6 protein-coding genes are annotated in these 3,390 nt (G+C 42.5%); all 6 read left to right on the plus strand.

Annotated features, from left to right (window positions below; all coding sequences use genetic code 11):
- Window positions 1–353: MnhB domain-containing protein (locus H5232_RS22590; protein WP_310736902.1), on the plus strand; the 353-nt coding region annotated here is incomplete at its 5' end.
- Entirely contained in the window at window positions 353–700 is a 348-nt protein-coding gene (locus H5232_RS22595) for a Na+/H+ antiporter subunit C (RefSeq protein ID WP_145240450.1), read from the plus strand. The genes H5232_RS22590 and H5232_RS22595, both read left to right, overlap by 1 nt.
- Complete coding sequence (locus H5232_RS22600) at window positions 697–2,214, plus strand: monovalent cation/H+ antiporter subunit D (RefSeq protein ID WP_182831571.1); 1,518 nt, start codon at window positions 697–699, stop codon at window positions 2,212–2,214. The genes H5232_RS22595 and H5232_RS22600 overlap by 4 nt, the downstream gene beginning before the upstream one ends.
- Complete coding sequence (locus H5232_RS22605) at window positions 2,214–2,750, plus strand: Na+/H+ antiporter subunit E (RefSeq protein WP_145240454.1); 537 nt, start codon at window positions 2,214–2,216, stop codon at window positions 2,748–2,750. Before H5232_RS22600 ends, H5232_RS22605 begins: the two co-directional genes overlap by 1 nt.
- Entirely contained in the window at window positions 2,744–3,013 is a 270-nt protein-coding gene (locus H5232_RS22610) for a K+/H+ antiporter subunit F (protein ID WP_016707651.1), read from the plus strand. The genes H5232_RS22605 and H5232_RS22610 overlap by 7 nt, the downstream gene beginning before the upstream one ends.
- Before the next feature lie 11 nt (window positions 3,014–3,024).
- Window positions 3,025–3,357, plus strand: a complete 333-nt coding sequence (locus H5232_RS22615) for a Na+/H+ antiporter subunit G (protein WP_182718692.1) — start codon at window positions 3,025–3,027, stop codon at window positions 3,355–3,357.
- Window positions 3,358–3,390 lie beyond the last annotated feature (33 nt).

Raw genomic sequence — 3,390 nt, forward strand, 5'->3', positions numbered from 1 at the left:
CTGGTGGGGGCTTTATTGCCGGGTTAGTCACTGCAATTGCCTTTATTTTGCAGTATATGGCTCATGGTTCAATTTGGATCTCTGAGCGCTTTGATGTGAACTATCGAAAGATCATTGCCTCGGGTATCGCCATTGCAATGTTAACAGGGCTAGGAAGTTGGGCATTTGGACGACCGTTTCTAACCACTTGGTTTGAATATTTTGATGTGCCATTTATCGGCAAAGTAGAACTGGCCAGTGCCATCGTATTTGATTTAGGTGTTTACATGACCGTAGTCGGCGCGACCTTAATGATACTCGCAAGCCTAGGTAAGTTAACCGCAGATACACCTAAGAAAGAGGTAAATATTTAATGGAACTGTTATACGCATCATGCGTTGGTGTACTGGTGACTTGTGGGGTGTACTTGATCCTAAGAGCACGGACTTTTCCGGTAGTATTAGGGTTAACGATGCTGTCATACGCAGTGAACTTATTTTTATTCTCTGCGGGGCGCTTAACTATTAATAAAGCCGTCGTGCTTGGTACTGGCACTGACTATGCCGATCCGCTGCCGCAAGCTTTAGTTTTGACTGCCATTGTAATTGGTTTTGCAATGACCGCCTTTGTCGTGATTTTGGCAATTCGTGGTCGTGCTGATTTAGGCAATGATCATGTAGATGGTCACTTAGGTAAAATTGAACACAAGGAGCACAAATGATCCAGCATTTAGCTTCTTGGCCAATTTTATTACCTATGCTTGCCGGCATTATTTTACTGTTACCTCCCTGTGGGAAAAGTATTCCTATTCGTCGTGTTGCCTCTGTAGTCATGGCATTATTAAACACTTTCGTCAGTGCGCTATTATTATGGCAAGTTTTCCAGTCAGGCATTATTGTGTATGCCATCGGCGGCTGGCAAGCCCCATTTGGGATCGTGCTGGTTGCTGATTTAGTGTCAGTCCTACTGGTGTTACTAACGTCATTTCTAGGTTTGGCTGTTACTGTTTACAGCTGTATGGGAGATGATGAAAAAGGGGGCTTTTTTCATCCTTTAGTACACTTTTTGGTGCTGGGTGTTAACGGTGCGTTTTTAACAGGGGATTTATTCAACCTGTTTGTATTTTTTGAAGTGCTGTTAATTGCTTCCTACTCATTACTAATGCATGACGGTGATAAACACAAAACGCGATCAGCCATTCAATACGTGAGTTTAAACCTGATTGGATCGAGTGTGTTTTTGATTGCACTGGGTATTTTATATGGTGTATTAGGCACCTTGAATATTGCCGATATGGCACAAAAAGTGTCGCAGTTACAGGGCGATGACGTCTACCTTGCAAAAATTGGTGGGTTATTACTGCTGGTTGTTTTTGCGCTAAAAGGCGCATTGTTACCACTGCACTTATGGTTACCCAATACTTACGCTAGTGCAATGCCTGTGGTGGCAGCGTTATTCGCAATTATGACTAAAGTGGGTGTATACGCAATGCTGCGTGTCTATACCGTTATCTTTGGTGATGAAGCAGGGCAACTTGCACACATGGCACAACCTTGGTTGTGGGGCTTGGCCGTTGCAACTATTATAGTTGGCTCCATTGGTGTTGTTGCCGCGCAAGATTTACGCAAGCTCACTGCTAATTTAGTGATTGTATCGGTGGGGACGTTAGTCGCCTTAGTCGCATTACAAAACATTAATGCCACAGCGGCGCTGTTGTATTACTTAGTGCATTCAACCTTAGTGTGCGCGGCCTTATTTTTAGTGGCCGACCTGATTGCTCATCAGCGTGGTAAAGTTGCGGATCGTTTAGCGCCAGGACGCGGCGTAGCGCAACCATACTTATTAGGCACGTGCTTTATTATTGCTGCTTTAGCGGTAGTCGGCATGCCACCACTGTCAGGGTTTGTGGGTAAAATATGGATTTTAAAAACCACCTTAGATAGCGAAAAAGCATTGCTATTTTGGCCTGTTTACTTGCTTGCCAGCTTTGCATTATTGGTCGCATTATCTCGAGCGGGTACTACCTTATTTTGGGAACGAAAACACCAAGACAGTGAACCGACTGGAGGAGTAAAAGCACATCCATTGCAGGTCACAGCAATAATTGCTTTATTAGTTTGTTCGCCTTTGTTAGTGATCTTTGGCGGCGCAGTAAGTGAATATATGATTGCTGCTGCTACGCAATTGCATGATATTACTGGTGGTATTAATACGGTACTTGGAGGGGGCTTATAATGCGTTTAGAATCACGTTTTCGTTGGTTACCAACACCTTTTCGCAGTGCATTATTGTTTGTCGTATGGCTGCTACTTAATAACAGCGTATCGGCAGGTCATATAGTGTTGGCTGTGATATTCGCTATTTTAATTCCTTTAGTCAGTTTTCCATTTCGCGAACCACAACCGCTTATTATTAAGCCCGGTTTAGCGCTAAAGCAGTTAATCATCGTGATGTACGACATTATTACCGCCAATATGCAAGTCGCATTGCTTATTCTTGGGCCAGTTAAAAAACTGCGTCCCGCGTTTGTAAAAGTACCAATAGAGCTCAGTCATGCTATGCCTATAACTATTTTGGCAAGCACAGTATCGCTCACACCGGGCACCGTAAGTGCAGAGGTATATCCGATACCTGAATCTCTCGCTGAGGGTGAGCAACCAACGCAGCGTTATTTGCTTATTCATGTATTAGATTTAGATGACGAACAAGCATTGATCGACACCATTAAACAACGTTACGAAGCACCTCTTAAGGAGATATTTCAATGTTAGAAACGGTCTTTTTAATTGTTTTTGCAATGATTGGTTTATCGTTACTGCTTAACTTATGGCGTTTGGTGGTAGGCCCTTCTGTACCTGACCGCATTTTAGCGCTAGATACTATGTATATTAATACCATAGCGTTAATTATTTTATACGGTATGAGTATGGGCACAGGGTTGTATTTTGAAGCTGCACTGTTAATCGCGATGCTTGGCTTTGTAAGTACAGTAGCGGTATGTAAGTACTTGTTACGTGGCGACATCATCGAATAAAGGGTAATAACATGATCAGTGAATGGATAGTTTCTATATTATTATTAATCGGTGGTGCATTTATATTAATAGGCTCGATAGGCCTTATCAAAATGCCGGACTTTTTTATGCGTCTGCATGGTCCTACAAAAGCTACAACCCTTGGCATGGCTGGAATGTTAATCGCCGCGATGATATTTTTTAGCAACACGCAAGATGGCGTTAGTGTCAAAGAATTATTGATCTCAATTTTCTTATTGATCACCGCACCGATCAGCGGTTACATGCTAATAAAATCAGCAATCCACCATAAACTAAAAGCTAAAGACGGCACCAAAGGTTTGGATAACATCGAAGACGATTAATTTTTTGAAGATTGAAGATTGAAGATTGAAGAT

The organism is Pseudoalteromonas sp. SG41-5 (genome assembly GCF_014164495.1).
In the GTDB taxonomy this organism is placed as follows: domain Bacteria; phylum Pseudomonadota; class Gammaproteobacteria; order Enterobacterales; family Alteromonadaceae; genus Pseudoalteromonas; species Pseudoalteromonas rhizosphaerae.

Bases quoted from the DNA above. Each gene is read 5' to 3' on its own strand.
- H5232_RS22595 (WP_145240450.1), top strand. From the start codon at position 353: ATGGAACTGTTATACGCATCATGCGTTGGTGTACTGGTGACTTGTGGG.
- H5232_RS22600 (WP_182831571.1), top strand. From the start codon at position 697: ATGATCCAGCATTTAGCTTCTTGGCCAATTTTATTACCTATGCTTGCC.
- H5232_RS22605 (WP_145240454.1), top strand. From the start codon at position 2,214: ATGCGTTTAGAATCACGTTTTCGTTGGTTACCAACACCTTTTCGCAGT.
- H5232_RS22610 (WP_016707651.1), top strand. From the start codon at position 2,744: ATGTTAGAAACGGTCTTTTTAATTGTTTTTGCAATGATTGGTTTATCG.
- H5232_RS22615 (WP_182718692.1), top strand. From the start codon at position 3,025: ATGATCAGTGAATGGATAGTTTCTATATTATTATTAATCGGTGGTGCA.